The sequence below is a fragment of the Pseudoalteromonas caenipelagi genome, from assembly GCF_013140855.1.
GTDB lineage: Bacteria > Pseudomonadota > Gammaproteobacteria > Enterobacterales > Alteromonadaceae > Pseudoalteromonas > Pseudoalteromonas caenipelagi.
Genome location: NZ_JABBPG010000010.1, coordinates 88,732 through 114,433 on the forward strand (window position 1 = coordinate 88,732; position 25,702 = coordinate 114,433).

General features: G+C 42.4%; 23 protein-coding genes. 6 read left to right on the forward strand and 17 right to left on the reverse strand.

All coding sequences use genetic code 11. The features are described 5' to 3' along the window. Positions 1-22: 22 nt before the first annotated feature. Positions 23-958, reverse strand: a complete 936-nt coding sequence (locus HG263_RS18825; protein ID WP_171627624.1) for a flagellar motor protein MotB — start codon at positions 956-958, stop codon at positions 23-25. Between the two features lie 5 nt (positions 959-963). Continuing rightward, entirely contained in the window at positions 964-1,731 is a 768-nt protein-coding gene (gene pomA / locus HG263_RS18830) for a flagellar motor protein PomA (RefSeq protein WP_171627625.1), read from the reverse strand. A gap of 428 nt (positions 1,732-2,159) precedes the next feature. Here pomA and HG263_RS18835 point away from each other — a divergent pair, with 428 nt between their 5' ends. The 4 genes from HG263_RS18835 to HG263_RS18850 all read left to right on the forward strand — a co-directional run bounded on the left by HG263_RS18835 (position 2,160) and on the right by HG263_RS18850 (position 5,835). Then, positions 2,160-2,402 (forward strand): exodeoxyribonuclease VII small subunit, encoded by a 243-nt coding sequence (locus HG263_RS18835; RefSeq protein WP_171627626.1) that lies wholly within the window; start codon positions 2,160-2,162, stop codon positions 2,400-2,402. Between the two features lie 3 nt (positions 2,403-2,405). Continuing rightward, positions 2,406-3,293 carry a (2E,6E)-farnesyl diphosphate synthase gene (gene ispA, locus HG263_RS18840; RefSeq protein ID WP_171627627.1) on the forward strand — a complete coding sequence of 296 codons (888 nt, stop codon included), beginning with the start codon at positions 2,406-2,408 and terminating at the stop codon, positions 3,291-3,293. Positions 3,294-3,636: 343 nt separating this feature from the next. Then, entirely contained in the window at positions 3,637-5,496 is a 1,860-nt protein-coding gene (gene dxs / locus HG263_RS18845) for a 1-deoxy-D-xylulose-5-phosphate synthase (protein ID WP_171627628.1), read from the forward strand. Between the two features lie 39 nt (positions 5,497-5,535). After that, positions 5,536-5,835 (forward strand): Mpo1-like protein, encoded by a 300-nt coding sequence (locus tag HG263_RS18850; RefSeq protein WP_171627629.1) that lies wholly within the window; start codon positions 5,536-5,538, stop codon positions 5,833-5,835. On the opposite strand, the gene HG263_RS18855 is transcribed toward HG263_RS18850, so the two are convergent. From HG263_RS18855 to HG263_RS18920, 14 genes are all read right to left on the reverse strand, one after another. Continuing rightward, positions 5,832-8,921 (reverse strand): diguanylate cyclase domain-containing protein, encoded by a 3,090-nt coding sequence (locus HG263_RS18855; protein WP_439332003.1) that lies wholly within the window; start codon positions 8,919-8,921, stop codon positions 5,832-5,834. The genes HG263_RS18850 and HG263_RS18855 overlap by 4 nt on opposite strands. Positions 8,922-8,955: 34 nt before the next feature. Next, positions 8,956-9,441: a phosphatidylglycerophosphatase A family protein gene (locus HG263_RS18860; RefSeq protein WP_171627631.1), complete on the reverse strand. Its 486-nt coding sequence runs from the start codon at positions 9,439-9,441 to the stop codon at positions 8,956-8,958. 8 nt (positions 9,442-9,449) lie between these two features. Further along, a complete protein-coding gene (gene thiL, locus HG263_RS18865; RefSeq protein ID WP_171627632.1) occupies positions 9,450-10,412 on the reverse strand; it encodes a thiamine-phosphate kinase in 963 nt (320 codons plus the stop codon). A 43-nt stretch (positions 10,413-10,455) separates the two neighbouring features. Beyond that, positions 10,456-10,866 carry a transcription antitermination factor NusB gene (gene nusB / locus HG263_RS18870; protein WP_152086708.1) on the reverse strand — a complete coding sequence of 137 codons (411 nt, stop codon included), beginning with the start codon at positions 10,864-10,866 and terminating at the stop codon, positions 10,456-10,458. A gap of 11 nt (positions 10,867-10,877) precedes the next feature. Beyond that, entirely contained in the window at positions 10,878-11,342 is a 465-nt protein-coding gene (ribH, locus tag HG263_RS18875; protein WP_171627633.1) for a 6,7-dimethyl-8-ribityllumazine synthase, read from the reverse strand. Positions 11,343-11,503: 161 nt separating this feature from the next. Next, the gene (ribBA, locus tag HG263_RS18880; RefSeq protein WP_171627634.1) at positions 11,504-12,616 is read right to left on the reverse strand and encodes a bifunctional 3,4-dihydroxy-2-butanone-4-phosphate synthase/GTP cyclohydrolase II; all 1,113 of its coding nucleotides are present in this window, start codon (positions 12,614-12,616) and stop codon (positions 11,504-11,506) included. 31 nt (positions 12,617-12,647) lie between these two features. Further along, positions 12,648-13,292, reverse strand: a complete 645-nt coding sequence (locus HG263_RS18885; protein WP_369334499.1) for a riboflavin synthase — start codon at positions 13,290-13,292, stop codon at positions 12,648-12,650. A gap of 25 nt (positions 13,293-13,317) precedes the next feature. After that, entirely contained in the window at positions 13,318-14,424 is a 1,107-nt protein-coding gene (ribD, locus tag HG263_RS18890; RefSeq protein WP_171627636.1) for a bifunctional diaminohydroxyphosphoribosylaminopyrimidine deaminase/5-amino-6-(5-phosphoribosylamino)uracil reductase RibD, read from the reverse strand. Between the two features lie 2 nt (positions 14,425-14,426). After that, the gene (gene nrdR, locus HG263_RS18895; RefSeq protein ID WP_171627637.1) at positions 14,427-14,876 is read right to left on the reverse strand and encodes a transcriptional regulator NrdR; all 450 of its coding nucleotides are present in this window, start codon (positions 14,874-14,876) and stop codon (positions 14,427-14,429) included. Positions 14,877-14,960: 84 nt separating this feature from the next. Continuing rightward, the gene (gene glyA, locus HG263_RS18900; protein WP_171627638.1) at positions 14,961-16,217 is read right to left on the reverse strand and encodes a serine hydroxymethyltransferase; all 1,257 of its coding nucleotides are present in this window, start codon (positions 16,215-16,217) and stop codon (positions 14,961-14,963) included. 240 nt (positions 16,218-16,457) lie between these two features. Further along, on the reverse strand, positions 16,458-17,741 hold the full coding sequence (thrC, locus tag HG263_RS18905) for a threonine synthase (protein WP_171627639.1): 1,284 nt from the start codon (positions 17,739-17,741) through the stop codon (positions 16,458-16,460). After that, positions 17,741-18,685: a homoserine kinase gene (thrB, locus tag HG263_RS18910; protein WP_171627640.1), complete on the reverse strand. Its 945-nt coding sequence runs from the start codon at positions 18,683-18,685 to the stop codon at positions 17,741-17,743. Before thrB ends, thrC begins: the two co-directional genes overlap by 1 nt. Positions 18,686-18,698: 13 nt before the next feature. Further along, positions 18,699-21,110, reverse strand: coding sequence for a bifunctional aspartate kinase/homoserine dehydrogenase I (gene thrA, locus HG263_RS18915; protein WP_171627641.1), 2,412 nt, complete (start codon positions 21,108-21,110; stop codon positions 18,699-18,701). 316 nt (positions 21,111-21,426) lie between these two features. After that, complete coding sequence (locus tag HG263_RS18920) at positions 21,427-21,795, reverse strand: response regulator (RefSeq protein WP_171627642.1); 369 nt, start codon at positions 21,793-21,795, stop codon at positions 21,427-21,429. A gap of 201 nt (positions 21,796-21,996) precedes the next feature. Here HG263_RS18920 and HG263_RS18925 point away from each other — a divergent pair, with 201 nt between their 5' ends. Continuing rightward, entirely contained in the window at positions 21,997-23,757 is a 1,761-nt protein-coding gene (locus HG263_RS18925; protein ID WP_171627643.1) for a sensor histidine kinase, read from the forward strand. Between the two features lie 100 nt (positions 23,758-23,857). Further along, positions 23,858-24,766 carry a recombination-associated protein RdgC gene (gene rdgC, locus HG263_RS18930; protein ID WP_171627644.1) on the forward strand — a complete coding sequence of 303 codons (909 nt, stop codon included), beginning with the start codon at positions 23,858-23,860 and terminating at the stop codon, positions 24,764-24,766. An 84-nt stretch (positions 24,767-24,850) separates the two neighbouring features. Here the strand turns inward: rdgC and HG263_RS18935 are convergent, their stop codons facing one another. Beyond that, positions 24,851-25,690: an HDOD domain-containing protein gene (locus HG263_RS18935; protein WP_171627645.1), complete on the reverse strand. Its 840-nt coding sequence runs from the start codon at positions 25,688-25,690 to the stop codon at positions 24,851-24,853. Between the last annotated feature and the right edge of the window lie 12 nt (positions 25,691-25,702).

Sequence of the window (25,702 nt, forward strand, 5' to 3'; positions counted from 1 at the left end):
AATAAAGCAGCCTGAGGCTGCTTTATTGATTTTGCCCTGAAACCTCAATCGGGTCTGACTCTTGCGGCTTACCTTGTAAAATCGATATTTCTACACGGCGATTTCGCCTTCTGTCAGCATTGGTTTCATTTGGGACAAGAGGCCGTGTATCTGCATGGCCTACAACCACTAAACGATTTTTATCAAATCCTGGGGCTTTAACCATTTCACTCGCTACAGCGACCGCTCTTGTTGCTGATAAATCCCAGTTATTGCTGTATAACTCGTTACTGACTTGATAGTCATCAGTGTGCCCCGATACCGTGATCTCGCCTGGTACATCTTTTAATAAATTTGCAATTTCTAAAATTGTCGGGGTAAATTTCGGTTGCAAAAAAGCACTACCGGAAGGAAACGCGCCATTCTCTTGAATACGAATAATGATTTGTTGACCTAGCGATTCCAGCTCTATTGCACCGTCCATAATTTGCTTTTCTAGCTGTTGTGCAATCTTTTTGACCAGTTCATTCACTTGCTCCTGCTCAGCCGCTGAAACAGACTGCGTCATTGCTTGTTCCTGAGAAGTACTTTGAGACTCACCACCACGCTTATTACCGCGTTGCTCTTGTCTGCCCCCTGCGGAGCTTTCCTCACCAGCCTGAAACTCTAACATCTGCTGTGTCATTTCCACAGTCTGCTGTTGGATAGTTTCTATCGGTGTGGGTTCAGGCTTACCAGGTGTGAATTCCATCGCTATTACGCTAGTCCCTTTGGGGATATCTTTTACTTCGATTTTATTTTGTACACCAAAAGCAAACTTCATCGAGCCAGCTATTTGTTTGAACTTGAGTACGTCCATTTCTGAAAACGCCAAAAGAAGTACGAAAAAGCACATGAGCAAAGACATCAGATCTGCAAATGTCCCCATCCAAGCAGGCAAGCCAGGGGGTGGGCATTTACATTCTTTTTCTTCAGACATCAGCGCTATTCCTCTTTCTCATGCAAGCGTTTAGATGCTGGCAGGTAGTTTTTCAGAATGCCTTCAATAACTTTGGGGTTTTGACCGTCTTGAATTCCGAGAATCGCATCGAGTATAAGCCTTTGATTTAATTCTTCTTCATCTCTTCTGAGCTCTAATTTAGATTGAATAGGGATAGCAACAACGTTGGCAAGAAAAGCGCCATATAAAGTGGTTAACAAGGCAACTGCCATCGCAGGGCCTATTGCTTTAGGATCATCCATGTTTGAAAGCATCGCAACCAAACCAATTAGAGTACCGATCATACCCATTGCGGGCGCAATATCACCGAGCTTTTTGAATAAAGACGCCCCTTCATCGTGGCGGTTTGTTGTTAACGAGATGTCTTTTTGTAAAGTAGCTCGCACAACATCGGCATCATGACCGTCAACTAACATGTCGACTCCTTTGCGCATAAATGAATTGGGGATATCCGCTTCTTCAAGGGCTAAAAAGCCGCCTTTACGCGCTGAATCTGCCAATTCTACCGCTTTTTCAATTAGCTCCTCAGGTGTCTCAATTTTAAACATGAAGGCCTTGCCGACCACTTTACCAATGACGAAAAACTTTGGCATGCTAAAATTTGCCAAAACAATAAAGAGTGAACCACCGAAAACGATAACGCCAGACGCAGCGTCGGCAAACATTATTATCTCGCCATCACTACTCATGAACATGGACATCACAATCAGGCCTATTGCGCCTAGGATCCCAATAACGGTTGCTAAATCCACATACCCTCCAGAGAGTTTTATCTATTCTAATTCTTGCCCAAGCGACTCATGCTGATAAGGCATACAAAAGGTGTGCCATAAATTATTGAACATAAAGCAATGCTTATGAACCACTATTAACTATCGGCAAGCTACTGAATATCTTAAATCAATTATATTAAAAAGCACTAAAATTGCGAGCCACACCCGCCCACAGGTTTCAACATGTTTTGGGATAGTATAGTAAAAGCTAGCAGCAAACTTTGACCTTACCACATATTGCCCCTAAAATTGGGCGCTTATACTAGGGCATGGTGACTTTCTAGCTAGCAACGTTATTGTAGAACAGTTATGCTACGCAGCCTCAATCCTGCTAAAATGCGCAGACAAATATACAAAAAAGCTCAGCATGCCCAAATGTTGGCATTAATCACAAATGAGACAATATCATGGCAACAAAAAAACCAGACAATCTGAGTTTTGAAGAAGCAATGGCAGAACTTGAAGGGATCGTTCAGTCAATGGAGCAAGGTACATTGACGCTAGAGCAATCTTTAAAGCAGTTTGAAAGAGGTATTGCTTTGGCAAATTCATCAACCAATAAACTTCAACAAGCTGAACAAAAAGTCTCTATTCTAATGGCTAATGACAGCCAAAGTTCTACTGTTCCGTTTCAAGGTGATGTGGAATAGACTGTGGAATTAAAAGAACAACTAAATAACACTCAGACCCGCGTTGCAAATACTATTGCAAATTATTTCGCTCGCACATTAGATACCGATGACACCATCAAAGAAGCGACGTTCTATAGCATAAATAACGGTGGCAAGCGCTTAAGGCCATTTTTAGTGTATGCAACGGGGCAAATGCTTGGTGCGCATTTGGCTGATTTAGATATTGTGGCGGCTGCAATAGAGTGTATTCATAGCTATTCCTTGGTACACGATGACTTACCTGCGATGGACGATGATGAACTACGTCGAGGCAAACCAACGTGTCATATAGCTTTTAATGAGGCTCAAGCTATTTTGGCCGGTGATGCATTGCAAACTATTGCCTTTGAATTACTCAGTGAACATACTTTTAAGGTGCCAATGGCTCAGCAAGTAAAAATGTTAAACACGCTAGCTAAAGCCTCTGGGATTGAAGGCATGATTGGCGGTCAAGCGCTTGATCTTGCAGCCACCAATAGACTCGTTACACTAGATGAACTAGAGCGAATTCATAAGCTAAAAACTGGTGCGTTGTTAGGTGCCTCGATAGAATTAGGCGCGTTGTGTGCAACCGATGTAAAACCCTCAACCCATCAAGCACTGCAGCGCTATGCACAAAATATTGGCCTCGCTTTTCAAGTGCAAGATGACATTTTAGATATTGAGGGCGATACCTTGTCACTTGGCAAACCGCAAGGCTCTGACATTGAAAACAATAAGTCTACTTATCCTGCATTACTCGGCTTAGATGGCGCAAAAAGCAAAGCGCAAGCGTTAATCAATGATGCGATTGCAGCGCTAGAGGAAATAGACGAAGACACCGCTGTTTTAGCCGATTTAGCACACTATATTATTGAAAGAAAATATTAGGACCTATTTATCTTTTAAGTTTATTTTTGCGCCAGTTTGATTGGTGTTTATACACAGCAGAGCTACGTTGCATGGTTTTTCTATATGAGTCTGGGGAATAAAGACTTTGTGCTCCTACAAAATCACCTTACCCACCTCCATGTGGGGCAGCACGGTATAAATGGCAATAAAGCGCAGCCCTTTGGGGAATTAAAATTAAACAGCAAAGCTCAACAGGCCCAAGCAGCGCTCAATTAATCGCTGTTCATGACAAATTAATGGCTAATTTGTATAAATAGGTAAAACTAACAGCAGCCTTTGTATATAATTGTGCGAAGTTTGCGTAGGACACATAATTGATACCATGAAATTGGATAGTAGCAAGTACCCCTTATTAGCTTTGGCTGATGACCCAAAGCAACTGCGGAAGATACCGCAGCACAAACTTACCACACTCAGTAATGAGCTTAGAGAGTATTTACTCAACTCAGTGTCACAAAGTAGTGGCCACTTCGCATCAGGACTTGGCACTGTCGAACTGACGGTTGCACTTCATTACGTTTACAATACCCCTGATGATAGGCTTATTTGGGATGTTGGCCATCAGGCTTACCCACATAAAATTCTCACTGGCAGACGAGACCAGATCCATACAATACGTCAAAAAGATGGATTGCACCCTTTTCCGTACCGCGATGAAAGTGAATACGACACTTTCAGTGTTGGCCACTCTAGCACGTCTATTTCTGCGGCACTGGGTATGTCCATCGCCGCGCAAAAAGAAGGCAAAGGCAGAAAAACAGTTGCGGTGATTGGTGATGGCGCTATAACTGCTGGCATGGCTTTTGAAGCGATGAATCATGCCGGTGACGTAAAGTCAGATATGTTGATCGTACTTAACGATAATGAAATGTCTATTTCTGAGAATGTTGGTGCACTTACTAACCACTTTGCTCGTATCTTATCTGGTAGTTTTTATACCAATATTCGCGAAGGCAGTAAGCGATTACTCTCAGGTGTTCCACCGGTTAAAGAGCTCGCCAGTCGAATGGAAGAGCACCTAAAAGGCATGGTGATCCCGGGTACATTTTTCGAAGAGTTAGGCCTTAATTACATCGGCCCAATTGATGGTCATGATGTAAACATGTTAGTCGATACGTTACGTAATATGCGCAATCTAAAAGGTCCTCAGCTACTGCACATCAAAACGCAAAAGGGTAAAGGTTACAAACCGGCCGAAGCAGATCCTATCGGATATCATGCCGTGCCTAAATTTGATCCTAGCGTTCATAGTTTGCCTAAATCAGCGCCAAGTGCCCCCAGTTTTTCTAAAGTATTTGGTGATTGGCTATGTGACCAAGCCCAAAATGATAGCAACTTAATGGCCATTACCCCTGCCATGCGTGAAGGTTCAGGTATGGTGCGCTTCTCCAAAGAATACCCTGAGCAATATTTTGACGTTGCGATTGCAGAGCAGCATGCCGTAACACTTGCGGCAGGCTTTGCCTGCGAAGGATTGAAACCTGTAGTTGCTATATACTCAAGTTTCTTGCAACGTGCGTATGACCAATTAATTCATGACGTTGCCTTGCAAAACCTCCCAGTCCTATTTGCAGTGGATCGTGCCGGTGTAGTCGGTGCTGACGGGGAAACTCACCAAGGTGCGTATGATTTAAGCTTTATGCGCTGTATTCCCAATATGGTTATTATGGCGCCAAGTGATACCAACGAATGTCGTCAAATGCTTCATACAGGCTATCTGCACAATGGTCCCGCAGCGGTCCGTTACCCTCGCGGCAGTGCTGGGGATGCAAGCATTGAGCAAACTATGCAACCACTGACGATTGGTAAAGGAAGAATTATTCAAGACGGAGAAAAGCTGGCAATACTCAGCTTTGGTACATTATTACACAATGCCAAACTCGCTGCCGAACAATGCAACGCGACCTTAGTCGATATGCGCTTTGTTAAACCACTCGATACAGAGTTACTACGAAAGCTGCAAACGACACATGAGCATTTTGTGACGCTAGAAGATAATGCTATTGCAGGAGGGGCAGGTAGCGCTGTTAGCGAGTTTTACGCAAATATTGGTGCATCAGTCAAAATAACCCACTTGGGCCTGCCTGATGAGTTCATAAAACACGGTACACAAGAGCAAATGCATGCCCAATTGGGACTAGATGAGCAAAGTATCTTGAAAAAAGTTCAAGAGATTCTATAAAAAGGAGCATATGCTCCTTTTTTACTTTTGAGGTCTGCTATGCCACGTCAATTTGCGACATTCCAAGAATTTTATCCATTCTATTTGGAACAACACCAACACCCCTGGTGTCGAGCTTGTCATTACTTAGGTAGTACGCTGGTATTAGTCAACCTCATTGCGGCGCTTTATTGGCAAAGCCTGCTCTTTGTTATATTAATACCGATATGTGGCTATGGCTTTGCTTGGCTCGGCCATTTTGTTTTTGAGCATAACCGTCCTGCGACCTTTAACCATCCATTTTATTCACTAGCCGCCGGTTGGGTTATGTATTTTCGATGGCTGTTCAGACGTGCTTAACGCATCCAAACTTCCACCTCAGCTAAGCCGTTACTTTGCAGCACTTCAAGCTGAGACTCGATATTACTGCTTTGCTCAAACTCAAAGGCATCTAGCTGGTCATCAAAGGTAATTGTTGCTGCACCATCACCACCTCGTTGCTTGACTTGGTGCAAAGCGATATCCGCTAGGTTCACAGATGCTTCCCAACCTATTACTTGACCTCCAAGCAAAGGTAATGGGTACAAAGACCACCCCATAGATACACTCAATGCCAGAGATTTACCATTGGGCAACTTAAAGTCAAAATCAGCGACTGCCTTACAAAGCTCTCTTGAATAACTCTCTACATCATCGCGTTTGAAATCTCGTAGTAGCAGTAAAAATTCATCACCACTCCAGCGAGCAACATAGTCAGAACCTTGAGTGCGAGAGTTCAACAACGCGGCCATTTGTTGCAAACAGCTATCACCACCAAGCGGCCCATATGCATCATTTACTTTGCTGAACTTATCAATGTTTAGGATCATCAGCACCAAGCTCTTATTTTGCTGCTGTAATGACTGAGCATTACGTTGGAAATGCTCGACATCTTTAGGTAATTGATCAAATAAAAATCGACGGCTACGTAACCCTGTTAGCTCGTCTGTGTGGCTCACAAGTTTAAGTTGTGTATTAACCTGATTAAGCTTTTCATTGGCTTTACGAAGCTCAGTCGTGCGCTCTGCAACCAAGTCTTCTAAGGCTTGATGTTTCCGACGTTCTTGCGCTCTAAACACCCAGAATATGAGATAAAACAAGAATGCAAACCCACAGGTGATCAGGAGCCTAAAATACATGGTTTCATCAAACCTCCTGGGGATGGAAATGTTTATTTGCTTCCTTGTTGCGGCTTGCCAGTCTTGACCGCGTCTTTTTGCCTGTAGTTCAAATGTATATTCACCAGGGGATAAGTTCGTGTAAATAGCATCTTGGCGTCTTTGTGTTTCACGCCAATCTGCGTTTGTTATACCATTGCTTAATAATCTATATCTAAACTCAACGCTTTGTGGTGCATAAAAATCAATCGCTGTGTATTGTACCGTTAAATCTCGCTCAGCAGTATTTAGAAAAATTTTACTTTCCAATTCGTTACCCGATAACCTGCGCTCCGCTGTAAACAAGGCTTCGAGCTTTAAAGTCAGTTCATCAGAGCCAAACAACTGCATATTCTTTGGTATTTTTACAACACCTTGAGAGCTTGGATACCAAATTGCGTCTTGTGTTTCCATCACCGCATCATGCCCAAAGCCAGAGCAGCAACGGCTAGCCTTACCATCAAGCTGTCTATCAAATTGGCTAATGACTTGATCGACTTTTAAGTTGCTTATTGGCCCTTTAAATTGCGCTACAGGCATTCGATAAACACCTTTTTTTGTACCTACCCATACTTGTTGTAACTGCTTATCAAAATGCAGAGATGTAATTGAACCGTACGGTAACCCATTCGATGCATCTAACTGATACCACTGCCCATCTGCGGTCAGATAAAAAAGACCATCACTCCAAGAACCAATTAAAGTCGCAACATCTTGGATGTGAAATATGCTCGTAATGTAGGCACTCTCAAGTGATGTCTGCCCACCCAACTTTTCGATACCCCGATCGTTATAGCGATACGCCCCTTTATTCGTGCCGATAAAACCAAAATTTGGAAAATCAACAACAAAGGTTACAAATTGACTGCCAAGAAAGGTATTGTAATTAAACGGCGTTAGTTCTGAATATTCTAATCGATACAAGCCTCGGCCGGTGCCAAACCATAAGCCCCCTTCATTTGATGGGCTGATAGAAAACACAGGATTTTGACGTAGCTCCCGGTAAGGAAGGCTGCGTAACTCTCCCTCCTCATAGACCAGTACTCCGCGGTCGGTCCCCATCAATAAAGCTTCGCCCTGAAACTCTAAATCGTTCACAGTCAAGCGCTCCAAGCTATTGATATCAATTACTTGCTGATATTGCCCATCCGGATCCAAGGTGCCGATACCATAACGGTTTGCAACCCAAATTTGTCCCATTGGTGAACGTGTGATAGCGGTTATGCCTTGATTTGTATCGCTCCCGAGCGAATATCTTGCTACTTTACCTGCATGCGCAAACCACAACCCTTCATTGAGGCTGGCGAGCCAAATATTATTTTCATTGTCTTTGAAAATATCTGAAAACCAAACGCTTTGCTCAGACTGCACGGGTCTGACTGATTGCCATGGCCCCCGACCTTCTTTAAACATTAGACTATTTGAAGTAGACACCCATACGCCGCCTTCACCATCGCTCATAAATTTATATACAGCGGTATTACCTATTTCATCATAGCGGCGAAGAACTTCATCTATATCCAAAAAATAAGCCCCCAATTCAGTGGCTAAAAATAATCGGCCATCTATCCAAGCGAGATCATGCAAAATGGTCTGCGCTAGTTGCTGAGGAAGTGACAAGCGACTGGATAACTCCAATCTAAATGCATTTTCAGTTGAAACGCTAGCTTGTTTAATTTTTAATAAATGCCGCTCATTAACCAACCAAATCCCATCGTTAGCCAACGCCATTTTAGACACAGCGCCCACTATCTGGTTAATTTTAACCGCCGATAATTTTCGAGCGGGTACAGAGCTATTAGCAAGTGCTAAACTTTGATGTGATATATAATGAAGGCCATTCGCAGCAACCCAAATACTACCTTGATTATCTTCAATAATATCCCGTACGGGTCCCGATATATTCAGTGACTCTACTTCGAAAGTCTGTGGGTTTATGCGATGCACTCCTCGGCGAGTACCTACCCATAGCATGCCATCGTTACCAACTAGCAATTTATGAATGGCATTAGAGCGCAAAAAATCGGTATTTTGGGTCGTTAAATTAGTAAATTTTTGCCCATCAAAACGACTCAAACCAAATTGAGTCGCAAGCCATATATAGCCTTGCTTATCTTGCGTTATGCTTTTAATAGACTGTGAAGGTAAGCCATTTTGTAAGTTCCATTGTTTTACAACATAATCATTGATAGACGCATACGTTGCGTGCGTCATAAAACTAATCACAACAAAAAGTATAAACCTAAACAATCTATCCATAGTTGACACTATTTTCAGCCTAATTTCAGAGCGTTAATACACCAGTTTTAAACAAAGCCTGCAAGCAAATTAATGAAAAAATACCCGCAAGAATATCATCCGCCATAATACCAAATCCGCCATGTAAGCGTTTATCAAGCATTTTAATGGGTCCAGGCTTTACGATATCAAAAAAGCGGAACAATAAAAAACCAACAATTAATGACTGCCAGTTCAAAGTCGCCCCTATCATTGTGATATAAAAACCAGCCACCTCATCCCACACTATTGAAGGGTGATCGTGTACTTGCACATCTTTTGCTGTTTGTCCACACACCCACAAACCAAACACACTGATCACCAATGCAAACACTATTTGCAGCCACAGTGGGAAAGTAGCGGTGATAAAAATAAAGGGTAATGCGGCAAAAGTCCCCATAGTTCCCGGCGCAATTGGCGACAAACCAAGCCCAAACCCTAAGCCAAAAAACTGATGAGGGCGTTTAAGATCAAATTTATACTGCTTAGCCAAATCGACTCCTAGCTAAAATGTTCAAAGCCAACTTCTGGAAGTGGCCATGGCTGATTGTTATTAAGCAGCTCTAACCTGCCATCGTTATTAACAATTTGCCCAATACACACAGGCTCTACCCCATACTGGTTTAGCTTTGCCTCCAGCATATTCTTATTGTCATCACTGACTGTAAATAACAACTCGTAATCATCGCCATAAGCCAGTGCCAATTGCAAACGAAGCTCGTCATTGTCTAAACTATTAAGAGCGGCAGAAGTGGGCACTTTATCGGCGTGAATAACAGCCCCTACGCCTGATTGCTTGAGAATATGCGATAAATCAGCTAGCAAGCCGTCAGATATATCAATAGCGGAAGTTGCAACACCTCTTAATACTTGACCTGCAGCTACCCTTGGGGATGGGTAAAAAAAGCGCTCATTGGCATTTTTAAGGTGTACAGGAGCTATCGACCAGCCTTGTTTACGAGCTTCAATCGCCAACCCCGCATCACCCAATGGGCCCGTAACATAAATCCAATCACCATTACGAGCACCAGAGCGAGTTAAAGCTTTGCCATTTGGTACGATGCCTTTAGCACACACGGTTATGGTTAAAGGGCCTTGCGTTGTGTCGCCACCGATAATTTGCACATTGTAGTATTCCGCTATTTCATGCATCCCATCGGTAAACGCTTCAAGCCACTGTGCATCAATATTTGGTAGAGTTAAACCAATCGATAACCATGCAGGCTCCGCTCCCATCGCAGCTAAATCACTCAAATTAACCGCGATAACTCGATGCCCGAGTGCACGAGGTGGTATGTCAGCAAAAAAATGAACACCTTCAACTAACGTATCTGTTGTTATCGCTAATTGACAGTTTTCAGGCACATTCACGAGCGCACAATCGTCACCAATCCCTAAATCTACATCTCTGCGCGAAATGCCACGACCAGTAAAGTAGCGATTTATAAGTTCAAATTCCTTCATACACAAAAAAGCCGGCCAACGCCGGCTCTCCTTAAATTTAGCCTTATTTTCGCAACTCTTTTACAGCCTTATCTAAGACACCATTAACAAATTTATGGCTATCTTCGGCTCCAAAAATTTTGGCAAGCTCTATACCTTCGTTGATTGCCACTTTATAAGGTACATCTTCTCTGAACTTAAGCTCATATGCACTCAATCTTAATACAGCGCGTTCAACTTCATCTAAGTCATCAAATGGTCTTGATAAGTGCGGTTTAACAATCTCATCAAGCTGCTTTTGATTAACCGCAACACCACGTGCCAAATCTTTAAAATACTCAACGTCCACTTTAGAGACATCATTTTCGATCAACATTTGTTGTTCAATGTCGGCGATTGGGTTTGCGCTTAATTGCCATGAGTACACGGCTTGCAAGGCCAATATACGTGCTTTACGTCTAGCTGCTGGTTTCACAGAGGATCCTCTTAAATTTGCTCTAGCACGTTTACCATTTCCAAGGCGCCAAGTGCAGCTTCGCCACCCTTGTTACCCATTTTGGTACCCGCGCGTTCTATGGCTTGCTCAATGCTTTCAGTGGTAAGTACGCCAAATGCAACTGGAATATCATACTCCAAAGACACATTTGCCAACCCTTTGTTTGATTCATTAGCAACTAAGTCAAAATGTGGTGTACCACCTCGAATGATCACACCCAATGCAATGATGGCATCAAACTGTTTCTTCATTGCAATACGCTTTGCTGCTAAAGGTAACTCAACGGCACCCGGCACATATACCACGGTGATGTCTTCATCGCTTACGCCACCGGTACGCTTTAACTCGTCTACAGCACCTTCTAGTAAACTCTTACCAATAAAGTCGTTAAAACGAGAAATAACAATGGCAAATTTTTTGCCCGGTGCATATTTGTTACCTTCAATAATGTTCATTAGATGATCCTAATCTTATAAATACCAATGCTGAAGCATGTACCGAATTATTCGGTCAAGCAATTGCCAAATTGGGGCGCATAATAGCACAATTTTACCTATCCCCAAACAACTTAAAACGGGCCTATATTAGGCCCGCTATCTAGTGACTTTTACTATCCTTATTGTGGCTCGACGTAATCAACCACTTCTAGATGGAATCCAGACAACGCATGATACTTTTTCGGCATGCTCATCAAGCGCATTTTTTGGATGCCCAAATCAGCTAGAATTTGTGAGCCAACACCTACCGTACGTGAAGTACCTTGAAACTTGCGTACATTTACTTGCTCACCTTTATCTTGAGCTGCAAACGCTTTTACCATCGCTTCAATTTCATGGCTTTGCTCTTGTTTGCCCAGTACAACCAACACTCCATTATTTTCACTGATGTACTGCATCGCGCTGTGTAAACTCCAGCTTCTGTCAGCACCACGGTCTGACAACAAAATATCATTGAAGGTACTTTGCAGATGAACACGCACTAAAGTGGTATCACCCGGCTTTACTTCACCTTTGAGCAATGCATAATGGAGCTGGTTATCAATGGTATCTTTGTATGTGACTAGATCAAATTCACCATATTCAGTTGGCAGCTTACACTGTGCCACTTTTTCAATGGTGGTTTCGTTTAGGTTTCGATATTCGATTAAATCAGCGATAGTACCAATTTTAATACCATGCTCTTTAGCAAACACTTCTAGCTGTGGACGGCGCGCCATTGTGCCATCTGGATTTAGTATTTCTACTATAACTGACGAAGGCTCAAGTCCTGCTAAACGAGCAAGATCACACCCAGCCTCTGTATGGCCTGCGCGAGTCAATACTCCACCAGGTTGCGCCATGATAGGAAAAATATGGCCTGGTTGAACAATATCACTCGGTAGTGCTCCTTTTGCAACGGCAGCCTGAACGGTACGTGCTCTATCTGCTGCAGAAATACCTGTGGTAACACCTTTTGCAGCTTCGATCGATAATGTGAAATTAGTAGAGAACTGAGCTCCGTTGTTGCGAACCATAAGAGGTAAATCTAATTGTTGGCAGCGCTGTTGAGTCATAGTTAAACAAATTAAGCCGCGACCATAAGTTGCCATAAAGTTAATCGCATCTGCCGAAATATGCTCGGCGGCGATAATTAAATCACCTTCATTTTCACGGTCTTCATCATCCATCAAGATGACCATTTTGCCGGCTTTTATGTCATCAATGATTTCTTGTGCGCTGTTCAGATTCATAATCTACCTATCTAATTAAGGTTCATTGGGGTTATTTTATAAAGCCCGCTTTGGCTAACAAACTGGCTGTGAGAGTTGACTCGCTAGCCTGAGGTTGCGCTCCTAGCACTAAGCGCTCTAAATAACGGGCAATTTGATCAACTTCTAAATTGACCTTGCTGCCGACTTTAAAATCGGCAATAGTTGTCTCTTGTGCGGTATGGGGCACAATCGTTAATTTAAATTGCTGCTGTTTGACTTCATTAACCGTCAAGCTAATGCCATCAATTGCAACAGACCCCTTATGGGGAATATATTTCATTAACTCAGCAGGCGCTTCTAGCCAGTATTCGGTAGCACGTGCATTTGCTTCAATGGCAACCACAGTCGCGATACCATCAACATGACCCGATACTAGGTGGCCCCCTAAACGAGAAATGGGCTGTAGTGCTTTCTCTAAATTAACTTTTTGCCCTTGTTTGTAACGGGAAAACTGAGTTAACTTTATGGTCTCGTTTGATAAGTCTGCTCTGAAACCATCTTTAAACTTCTCTACTACGGTTAAACAGACGCCATTTGTCGCTATGCTATCGCCAAGATTTACATCTGTCATATCTAGGTTGTCGCTACCGACACGTACGATTAAGTCCCCTTGGGATGGGGTTAGCTCGCTCAATGTTCCTGTCGCTTCAATAATACCTGTAAACATATAGCCTCTTAAATTAGCGGGTTATGGCCGTAATACGAATATCTTCGCCTATTTGGCGCACATCGAGAAACTCTAACTGGGTGATTTCATCCATCACGGTGATCTCGGGCAAATTAACTAAACTTTTGCCGTGACACCCTATTAGCTTCGGCGCTAAATATACCACATATTCATCGATTAGCTGTTGCCGTGCGAACACTCCCGCTAAAGTAGCCCCAGACTCAAGCCAAACATGGTTGATACCTCGCTCAGCTAAATGCTCTAGAGCGGCGCGGCAAGAGATCTTTTGTTGCTGTGCTGGCAATTCAATTTGCTCTACGAAATGCGGCCACTGTCGTTGATTATCAAGGTGTGTACGTAAAATTAAAATTGGCGCTGCTATTTGAAACAATGCTAGATCTGGCGTTAATCTATTTTGTGAGTCAATGATCACGCGCAATGGCTGTCTTAAAGTCTGGCCTTTGGGTAGGTCAATCTCTGGTTCTTTAATTCGCACATTAAGTTTGGCATCATCCATTATTACGGTATCAGCACCGCTGAGTATTGCGCAGCTTTGCGCTCTAAAGCGTTGCACATCTTTACGTGCATTAGGCCCTGTGATCCATTTGCTTTGTCCATTTTTTAGCGCTGTTTTACCATCAAGGCTTGCCGCAAGCTTACACGTTACATATGGCAAACCTTGTTCCATTCGTTTTAGAAAACCTTTATTCAACGCTCTTGCTTGCTCTTGCAATAAGCCAGACGCGGTTTCAATACCGGCATCTTCGAGCATCGCTAAGCCTTTGCCCGCAACTTGAGGGTTGGGGTCTACCATCGCAGCAACGACGCGTGAGATGCCAGCCTTAATCAAACCTTCGGCGCAAGGCGGTGTTCGTCCATAGTGACTGCATGGCTCTAAGGTCACATACGCAGTTGCACCTTTGGCGTTTTGCCCTGCTTCTTTTAACGCATTGACTTCAGCATGACCTTCGCCCGCTCGTTGGTGATAGCCTTGCCCTACTACCTGAGCATTTTTAACAATCACACAGCCAACATTCGGATTTGGTGTAGTTGTAAAGCGCCCTTTTGCGGCAAGCTCAATTGCCAGCGCCATGTAACGATGATCATCGTTAGTAAACATACTTAGTCACCCAGTCTTGCTATTTCTTCACCAAATTCACGAATATCTTCAAACGAACGATATACCGATGCAAACCGTACATAGGCAACTTTATCAAGCTTTTTCAACGCTTCCATGATGCATTCACCGATTAGATGACTAGGCACTTCACGTTCACCAGTAGCACGGATTTTAGATTTTATCTCATGGATCACTTCATCAATTTGCTCGGTGCTAACAGGGCGCTTTTCTAAAGCTCGAGCCAAGCCATTGATCAGTTTATCTTCATTAAAAGGCTCACGAGATCCATCTTGTTTGATCACCCGTGGCATAACCAATTCAGCACCTTCAAAAGTTGTAAAGCGCTCGTGGCATTCAATACACTCTCGGCGTCTTCGCACTTGGTGGCCAGAGCTCACCAAACGAGAGTCTATTACTTTGGTATCTTTAGCAGTACAAAAAGGACAGTGCATAGTGTTTCACTTTAGAAATCTTACAAAAAAGGCCGCTAAACAGCGGCCCTTATCATAACAAAAAATGTTATTTAGTGCGTACAATTATGCGTAAACAGGTAATTTAGCGCAAATTGCTTTCACTTTTTCTTTAACCTGAGCTTGTACAGACTCATCATTGATGTTGTCTAATACATCACAAATCCAACCTGCTAACTCTTTCGATTCTGCTTCTTTGAAGCCACGACGAGTAATGGCAGGAGAACCAATACGCAGACCAGAAGTCACAAATGGTGAGCGAGGGTCGTTTGGTACTGAGTTTTTGTTTACCGTGATATTTGCGCGGCCAAGAGCAGCATCTGCATCTTTACCTGTGATGTCTTTATCAATTAAATCAAGTAGGAATAGGTGGTTCTCTGTTTTACCAGAAACAACTTTATAACCACGCTCTTGAAGCACTGAAACCATCGCTTGTGCATTCTTAACAACTTGTGTTTGATATTCTTTAAACTCAGGCTGTAGTGCTTCTTTAAATGCCACCGCTTTTGCAGCGATTACGTGACATAAAGGACCACCTTGTCCGCCAGGGAATACAGCACTATTTAGCTTTTTGTAGATGTCTTCATCGTTACACGCAGATATAATTAGACCGCCACGAGGACCAGCTAAGGTTTTGTGCGTAGTAGTAGTCACAACGTGTGCATGAGGCACTGGGCTTGGATAGATACCAGCTGCGACAAGACCTGCAACGTGCGCCATATCAACAAGTAAATATGCACCTACTTTATCTGCAATTTCACGGAACTTAGCCCAGTCAACAATGCCTGAATACGCTGAGAAACCACCGATGATCATTTTAGGCTTGTGCTCTAAAGCCAAAGCTTCTACTTGAGCGTAGTCAATCTCACCAGTTTGTTCATTTAAACCGTACTGAATCGCGTTGTACGTTTTACCAGAAAAGTTAACATGTGAACCGTGAGTAAGGTGGCCACCGTGCGCTAAGCTCATGCCTAACACTGTGTCATGTGGCTGAAGTAACGCTTGGAAAACAGCGGCATTTGCTTGCGAACCAGCATGAGGCTGAACGTTTGCGTAGTTTGAGCCGAATAACTCATTTGCACGATCGATTGCCAATTGTTCAACAACATCTACATATTCACAACCACCGTAGTAACGCTTACCAGGATAACCTTCAGCGTATTTATTTGTTAACTGAGACCCCTGTGCTTCTAAAACACGTGGACTACAATAGTTTTCAGACGCGATAAGCTCGATATGCTCTTCTTGGCGCGTTGTTTCTTGCGCAATTGCTTTCGCTAATTCAGGGTCAAAATCTGCAATATTCATGTTACGTTCTAACATGGGGTCTCCTAGGTGCACGTATGGTATTAAAAGCCGTATTGTACGCTCAAACGCGTTTCATGCCTATGATCTTGGCATGAGCATATTTAAACAGGGATTGAATTTATTTCACAGTATTAAAAGAATGATATTTTTTTATTTAAATATTAATTTATTAAATGTTTTTAGTGGATAAAATTAAGTATTTTAATGTTTGATACAGACCGCTCTTGCCTAAGAGCGGTCTAACCTGCGGGCTATTTACAGCAATTTACTAAAAATAGCCGCTTTTAATTTATCGTAATCCGCCGTCATCGGCTGTGCTAAACAAGTTTTGTTTAGTGCTTGCTGCAGTACGTCAGGCATCTCTATTTGCTGAGCGAGCACCTGTTCTACCGACTCTTTAAATTTCGCAGGGTGAGCTGTCGCTAAAAATATTCCAGTGCTATGTGGTGCCTTGTCCAATGTCAGCCCTTCATACGCAATTGCTGTATGCGGCTCGGCTATATATCCACCAGCAGCCACTTCACGCATGACTTCTTGAGTTCGTTGCTCACCAACACAACGTGAATAAAATTCACGTTTGTTGAATTGACCGTTATCCAACATGCTTTGAACGCGAGGCCAATTATTAGGTTTACTCACATCCATAGCATTTGATAACGACTCAATGGTCTCGTTTGGTGACCATTCACCCGACTCTATATAACGCGGTACAGTATCATTTTGATTAGTCGTAGCTGAAAGCTTACTTACAGGTAAGCCTATAACTGACGCAATCATTGCCGCGCACACATTACCAAAATTACCACTTGGAACCGAAACGTGCACGTCGGTGCGCTGTTCTTTTGGTAGCTGAGCTAATGCCTCAAAGTAATAACAAACCTGAGCAAGCAACCTGCTGATATTAATTGAATTGGCTGAGTTCAAACCCAGTTTTTGCTTTACTTCATCATCTAAAAACGCTTGCTTAACTAAGCTTTGGCAGTCATCGAAGCTACCTTCAACTGCATAACAGTGAATATTGCCACCAAGTGTTGTGAATAACTTTTGCTGGGCGAGTGATATTTTGCCTTCAGGATATAAGATCACCACATCAACGTTAGGCTTATTGTAAAAGGCGTGTGCAACTGCAGCACCAGTGTCACCACTGGTTGCGGTTAAAATCGTTACTCGCTCGTCTTGATTAAACAAACCTATGCATTCAGCCATAAAACGACCACCAAAATCTTTAAATGCTAAAGTTGGGCCGTGAAATAGCTCTAAGCAGTAATTTTTTTCATCTACTTTTGCCAGCTTAACCGGAAAATTAAACGCGCGTTGAACCATTTCAGTCAGGGTATCTTTGGGCAACTCATCACCAATTAGGTGAGCTAATATTTGCGCACTACGCTCAACAAAAGGTAAATCTAATAACGCATCTACATCAGCTAAACGCGTCAAATCAGTTGGAAAAAATACCCCCTGATTGCGCCCTAGCCCTGTTTTAACCGCTTCTGTAAACGATACTTTTTGATGTTCATCTTTTAAGTTAACCAATTGCATTACAAATTTACTCCTTGAGAAATAGCACGAGTGCCTAAGTTATCGAGTTTACAGATATGGCTAAAGCCTTGTTCATTAATATAATTTTTTTCAAGCCATTGCTGACATTGCTGCGCCTCTTCAAGTGTTTTACAAATAGCAAACAAGGTTGGCCCCGCACCTGAAATACTTACTAATTTGGCGCCATACTCGGGTAACGCTGCTTTCGCATCGCTAAAGCCTGCAATCAAAGATTGGCGGTAAGGTTCGGCCAATTCATCCTTCATCAGGGCGAGGGCGTCATCAAAACGGCCGCTTTGCAGCAAAACACAATAGCTAGATAAACGCTGCGCAAATTCCACTGCGCTATGAGTTGTTAAGCTTTGTGGTAATACGCCTCTGGCCTTTGCGGTATTAAGGGCAAAACCAGGGTAAGCGGCAACGTAGTACCACAGCTCATCCACAGGCAACGCGAGCGCCTTGTTAGGCACCAAATCTGCTGTTAACTGCAAGCCCCCCAAATAACAGGGCGTAATGTTGTCATAATGACGAGCACCGCTGACTTTACCTTCAAAATCAGCCATTAGTTCAATCATCTGTGATTGGGATAGCTTGGTATCGGCATATTTATCCAGTGCAACAAATGTAGCAACAACAGAACAAGCGCTAGACCCAAGTCCTGAGCCAATTGGTAGGCGCTTTTCCAAAGTCAGTAGTGCCGCAGGCATGTCCGGTGCTATAAGCTCCCTGAAATGTAATAAACACTGGAAAGACAAGTTTTCGTGCGCGTCAGTTGGCAGCTTAGCAGCATAAGGACCTACACATTTAAATGTATCTTGTTCTGCGTGTTCAATATGAACAACATCACCTAGTAAAGTGCCATCAATTGGCGCAAGGGCTGCACCTAATGAGTCAAAACCTACACAAAAATTACCAATCGATGCAGGGGCATAAATCGAAATCATTAAAAGTCCTACCCTAAAGTGTTTTTAAAATATCAGCAAATACACCTGCTGAAGTTACTTCTGCACCCGCACCGTAGCCGCGAATAACAAACGGACGAGGTTGATAGTATTGACTTAGAATTGCCAACGCATTTTCTCCGTCTCGGATATCGTAAAGCGCATGCGCCTTATCGACTGCTTCAATGCCCACACGGCAGTGACCATTTTCGATACTGCCAACATAGCGCAGCACTTTACCTTCGTTTGCTGCACTTTGAATTTTGTCAGCAAAGCTTGCATCAAGCTCTGGCAAACGAGCCATAAACTCTTCAACTGAAGTACCTGTCGCAAAATCAGCGGGTACCACTGGCTCAACTTCAATATCACTCAATTCCAGTTTTAAACCAGACTCACGCGCAATGATAAGCAGCTTTCTAGCCACATCTGTTCCTGATAAATCATCTCTAGGATCTGGCTCAGTAAAGCCATTGCTTTTCGCTTTTTCGGTGGCTTGAGATAAACTCAAGCCATCTTGCAACGCGCCAAACATATAAGATAACGAACCTGATAAAATACCATTAAACGACAATAATTCATCGCCTGCACCAAATAACAATTGCAAGTTGTCTAACACAGGAAGACCTGCTCCAACATTGGTCTCATATAAGAACTTTCTTTGCTTGCTTTGCGCCGCTTTTGTTAAGGCCTGATAATACTCATAGCTCCCCGTATTCGCCTTTTTGTTAGCAGCCACTACATGAAAGCCCGCATTTAAAAAACCAACGTATTGATCTGCAAGGTGCTGTGAAGAAGAGCAGTCAACCAATACAGGGTTTATTAAATGATTGGCTTTAACAAATTCCTCAACACGTTCTAAAGAAAAGCTCTGCTCTTGGCTCGCAAGCTCAGATTGCCATGTATCAAATGGCACACCATCAGCATTAAGATAGAGCTGTTTTGAATTCGCAACACCGTATAAGTTAAGCTTGATATTACGTTTTTCTAGCCAAGCCTGCTGTTTTTCAAGTTGTTTGATAAGCTCCTGCCCCACCAAGCCACAACCCAATAAAAATACGTCTATTGAAGGAATATGAGTAAAGAAGTTTTCGTGACAAACCTTCACCGCATCATTACATTTTGTACCGTCTATGACAGCTGAAATAGCACTTTCAGTTGAATCCTGAGCGATTGCCACAATGTTTAACTGTGCTTGCGCTAATGATGCAAAGAACTTAGCTGCTAACCCTTTATGGGCTCTCATATTGTCGCCGACTAAAGTTACGATTGCTAAGTCACGCTGTACTTGCACCGGTTCGATTAATCCGGCTTGTGCTTCAAGCTCAAAAGCCTGTTCAAGCGCACTAAGTGCTAATTCAAGGTCACTGTCATGAACACAGAAACTGATACTGAATTCACATGAGCTTTGCGTGATCAACACAATAGACACGTTATCATTAGCCAGCGCATTAAAGACTCGCGACGCCATGCCGACTTTGCCTTTCATTCCTGGGCCTGACACAGTAAGCATGGCTAGACTTTCTAAGCTTGATAAAGCTTTAACCGCTTCATCACCACGGCGCTCATTACTAATTACTGAACCTGCAACATCAGGGTTATGTGTATTTTTTATTTCGCACGGCACAGAGAATTTAGCGCAAGGTAAAATTGTCTTAGGGTGCAAAACTTTAGCACCAAAATATGACAGCTCCATGGCCTCTTTATATGACAGCCAATCCACTTTAGTTGCCTTTTTAATAAAACGTGGATCGGCGTTATAAACACCGTCAACATCTGTCCAAATTTGGCACACTTGTGCACGCAAGCAAGCAGCTGCAACCGCTGCAGAATAATCAGAACCATTTCTACCAAGTGTCGTCAATTCACCACGTGAGTTACTCGCGGTGAACCCTGGCATGATGTAGTACTTACTTGGGTTCGCATTCATTGCGGCAGCAAACTTAGGCTGGCTCAGCTGTAGATCAACTTCAGCATCTAAATACCCGCCCTGACTGACAATACACTCCGTCGCTTCAAGATACACAGCTTGCGAACTACCTAGCATTGCCTGCATTAAGGCAACACTGACTCGCTCACCAAAGCTTATCACGTAAGCCCTAACTGGATCTGGACAGTTGCTTAAAAGCTTTACACCGGCAAGTTTGTTTTGTAGGTCTTCAAAGTTCGGCCAATGTGCAACTGTTCCGTAAAGATTTTCAACTTCAGCATGCAAAGCTTGTGCACGCTCATGCAGTGCTTGCCACTGCGATGAGTAATCTTGCCCAAGCTCAGCTAAGTCAACCAACTCAACAAGCTGATCCGTCATCCCCCCTGGAGCCGAGAGCACCACAAGCGCTTCTTCACCCGCTTGATTCAAGATTAAGCTTTGGACTTGCTTAAGACAGTTAAAGTTAGCTAGCGAAGAGCCACCAAATTTTAAAACACGCATTGTTATATTTCCTCATTCCTAAAACTAAAAAAGGCCTGTGTTCGTAGTGAACACAGGCCTTTTTTAAATACGCACCGACCTATGCCACTATCCAGATTGGATGGTGGTTGTAATAATGGTCGTAGTGTTAAATTTTATTTTCATATTTTTAGCTTGCCCGAAATATAGGCACTTTGTCAACTGGTAAATCTGACAAATAATATGCAAAATAATCAAGTGTAATTCAAATGAAAGCAAATAGTATGCGTAATAATATCATTCGACTGGTCAGTGGTTGCAAAAAGAATTGATAGATTAATAAACTGTAAATAGTTTTTCAGCGAATACCATAACGACTTAGCAGCTTTAGTAGATACTCACCATTCACTGGTTTTTCAATAAATTCTATTGCACCAAGCTGGGTTACACGTAGTTTCATTTCAGGTTGAATATCCGCTGATATGACAACAATGAAGGTCTCTATACTAGGATCTTTTTTTATCTGCTCAAGCACACCAATACCGTCGAGTCTTGGCATGGTCAAATCCAAACATAACAAATCTATATTCTGATTTTTCAGTTGCTCTAAGGCATCTACGCCATCTTTGGCTTGTTTTATGTCTGCGTTAGACAGATTGCTCAAACAGCGTACAACTTGTTTTCTTGCAACCACGGAGTCATCACACACTAATATTGAGTAGTTCATTACAATCAATCTATTATTTTGTATCCATCGCTCTTATAACACAAGATTGTTTCTTCAGTAAGTGATACTAGACACAATGATAATAGAGCACTTTTCCTGAATTAAAAAAGCAAGATATTTATTTATTTTTAAGCCTTTATTGGCTAACTTTACCAATAGCCGTACTAAAAAAATTATTATTTGGGGAGCCAAAGTTCATTCATGCTGCAAAAAAGCCTATCAAAAAAGCTACTCACGAATGTGCTGTCGGTTTACTTCTTACTAACGTTCGTTGTGACTTGCGGTCAAGTTGTCGCGGAGTATGTTAATACTAAAGATTATATCCGCAATGAGTTGACGATGCTGCAAAAAACGTTCAGCCGAAGTCTCACACGTGCCATTTGGGAATTAAACACCAAGCAAACGGTCACTACAGCCGAAGGGTTGCTGGCAATACCTATGATCGAAGGTATTATTGTGCGTGACGATAGCGGTGAAATAATATCTCAACTTGGCCGTTCATTGGATATACACGAATTGTATAGTCAACAATTAGTACAAGAAGAGGCAATCATTGAAGATACCCCTTCAGGCTTGTTTGGCTACACTTTCCCGCTCATATTTGAGTTTTCAGGTCGAGCAACTCAAGTGGGCGATGTAACTTTGTTCTCATCCCGAGATGTTGTCTTCAGTCGCATCATGATCTCAATTTACTTCTTAATCGGTAATGCCATGATTAAGACGACATTCTTGATCATTTTATTTTTGATTGCATTTCGCCGACTATTAACTGAACCTTTGACTGACCTCACCGACCAAATCGAAGAAATAGAACTCGATGATATTGATGGAAGAAAGATTGACATAGGTACTTCAGAACGTAACGAATTAAAGGTAATGGAAGAGGCGTTCAATAAGCTTATCGACAAAGTGTCAGAATATCGAAAGCAATTAGATCAAACGCAAAAAGAGCTCATCATTAGCAACGAAAAGCTCGATCAACATAATCTACAATTAGAGCAAGAAGTTGCTCGAAAAACCTCAAACTTGAGTCAGGCGATGATGGACCTTCAGCAACAAAAGTACGAGCTTGAAAAGCAAAAATTAACATTAACCGAAGAAGTAGACCTGCGTAGCCAGACAGAGCAAGAATTGCTCACCAAGCAAAAAGAATTAGAGCGATATGTTGATGAGCTCAACATGGCTCAAGAACGTCTGGTTGGCTCTGAAAAGATGGCGGCGCTAGGCGGACTTGTTGCAGGTATCACTCATGACATTAACACCCCTGTTGGTATAGGCGTTACCGCCACCTCGTTTTTACAAGAACGATTAACCAAGCTCGAAGCAGCCTATAAAGACAAAACATTATCACCAAAAGCACTTGAAGAGTTTATTAACGAAGCTAAACAAAGTACCAGTTTGTTAACTACCAATTTAGATAGGGCTTCTGAGCTGGTTGCCAGCTTTAAACAAATCGCAGTTGACCAAGCCAGTGAAGCGGTTAGAAAAATAAATTTCAAAGAGTATCTGTCTGAGGTTGTGCGCTCACTGCATCCGAAAATCAAAAAAACTAAACATATCATTGATATTGACTGTCCTGATGACTTAATACTTCATTTACCCGCAGGGGCAATCAGTCAAATATTTACTAATTTGATTATGAACTCTCTTATTCATGGTTTTGATGGGATTGATAAAGGCATTATTGATATTACGATCACCGATGATCATGATGATGTGAAAATTGTATACAAAGATAATGGACGTGGTGTGACTAAAGAGCAGCTTGAGAAACTTTTTGACCCATTTTTTACCACTAAGCGAGATCAAGGCGGTAGCGGTTTAGGTACTCACATTACCTTAAACCTGGTAAAACAAACTCTGAATGGCGATATTGAAGTAAGTAGTGAAGAAGGTAAAGGTTTGACTTACTACATTAAATTCCCTAAGCACATGCAAGCGCCAATGAGTATGTTTAGTTAAATTTAAAATGCCATATGCAAAGTTTTGTATATGGCTCTCCCATTTGGCTGCAAATTATTGTTATTATGCCCGTCTATTTTAAAGCACGGATACTCATAATATGTGGTTTAGTAACCTGATCTGTTATCGATTCAAGCAAGACGTTTCATACAACCAAGATGAATTTGAAAAAGCATTAGAACAAGATGTATTTAGACCTTGTGGTAGCCAAGATATGAGTACTTTTGGTTGGACCAAAGCTCTAGGTAAACACGGCGAAAGCTTATCGCATTTCTCACAAAACAGTATTCTGCTATGCGCAAAGCGTGAAGAAAAAGTACTTCCTGCTTCAGTTATCAACGATATGGTCGCCGAAAAAGTAGAACTGATTGAGCGCGAAGAAAACCGTCCAGTAAAGAAAAAAGAAAAAGACGAATTAAAAGAAAATATCCTTAGCACGTTGTTGCCACAAGCTTTCAAAAAGTCGAGTCTACAATTTGCCTTCATCGACCAAGCCAATGGCTGGGTAGTCGTCAATAGCGCAAGCTTTAATAAAGCGGAAGAGCTACTGGCTTTATTAAGAAAGTCGCTAGGCACATTACCTGTTGTCCCTGCATTTGCTAACTATGATTTGGATGTTTTTCTTACCGATTGGCTGACCAAATTCGAAGCCCCTGAAGGTTTTGCAATTGGCACCGACGCTGAGCTTCAAGAACCTGATGATAATGGTGCTCAGGTAAAGCTTAAACAGCATGATTTATCTTCAGATGAAATCAAAAGCCACCTAGATAATGGCAAGCGCGTCACCAAACTTGCTTTTGACTGGCGCGAGCGAGTGAAGTTTATTCTACAAAATGACGGGTCGATTAAACGCTTGAGCTACGCTGATGCGTTAAAAGAACAAAATGCTGATATTCCAAAAGAAGATATGGCCGTAAAGCTAGATGCTGACTTTATTTTAGTAAGTGAAGAAATCAAAGAGCTTTTAGAAGAACTTACCCAGAGCTTGGGCGATAGCTCTGATATGTAATAAACAATTGGTAAGTCGGGTCGAAGAGCTCGGGTCGAAGAGCTCGGGTCGAAGAGCTCGACTTACCAACTCCGTATATTTGGTTTATGCAAACATGGTTTTGACATCTTCAAGTATTTCGTGATATTCATCGCTGGTGAATATATCTACTGAACGAACAACGCCTTTTTGCTCATAAACTTCTAACGATGCGGTTTTATCCGAAACCTGCAAAATCCCTTCTAAAATTGCCCCGACACGAATGAAATCAACATAGCTATCTTGCTCTGGTCGATAATTAGGGTTTGCCCAGTTTTCAGCAACTTCTATAAAGTCTTCAGTGAACCCCCATTCGCGCATGATTGCCCCACCAATCTTACCCGCTAACTTTTGAATTGCGTGCGCCAAGAAGCTTGGATTAGCGAATACCTCAGGATGGCGCTCAGCTTCAGTTAAAATAGGTAACACGCCAATATTAAAAACCAAAGAAGCAAGGGTTATAGTATCTCTGTTAAGTGAGGTGTGTTTATGCTCACGGAGATAAAACTCCATTGTAGTAATAGCTTGGCAGGCAACTTTTAAAGTCTTTTGCCATGCTTTGTCCATATAGGTTTTTATTAACTTATTGTTAGAAACAAATAGCTGCTCCATCGCCATCGCCGTTGCAATGTTTTTGATTTGCCTAAGCCCTATTCGAGTAACGGCTTGATTTAGCGTATTTACCTTCACAGTACGCCCTAAAAAGGCACTATTGGCTACTTTTATCATTCTCGCCGATAGAGCCGGGTCGTGCGAAATTACGTCAGCCATTTGCATTAAGTTTACTTCTGGGTCGTCCGCCGCTTGACGAACTTTCACCGCTACATCAGGTAACGTTGGCAACACAAGTGTGTCGTTATTTATTCTATCAATAAGGATGGTAAGTAAAGCATTCTCTGTTGACATAGGTCCAATCCT